The sequence below is a fragment of the Streptomyces sp. A012304 genome, assembly GCF_026008495.1.
Taxonomy (GTDB): Bacteria; Actinomycetota; Actinomycetes; order Streptomycetales; family Streptomycetaceae; genus Streptomyces.
The window spans coordinates 1-218 of the sequence record NZ_BQUN01000190.1; the positions used below are offsets into that span (position 1 = coordinate 1).

Below are 218 nucleotides of genomic sequence, written 5' to 3' on the forward strand. Positions count from 1 at the left end.
TTCGAGGACACACCCGCCAAGGACCGCGACCCCGAGTGGTTCAAGCGCGCGGTCTTCTACGAGGTCCTCGTCCGCTCCTTCCAGGACAGCAACGGCGACGGCGTCGGCGACCTCAAAGGCCTCACCGCCAAACTCGACTACCTGCAATGGCTCGGCGTCGACTGCCTCTGGCTCCCCCCGTTCTTCAAATCACCCCTGAAGGACGGCGGATACGACGT

Annotated in this window: 1 protein-coding gene; it reads left to right on the top strand. The window is 64.2% G+C overall.

The window, feature by feature from the left end; translation table 11 throughout:
* Window positions 1-218 (top strand): alpha-amylase family glycosyl hydrolase (locus ALMP_RS39545; protein ID WP_264936836.1); only part of this gene is annotated, 218 nt, incomplete at both ends.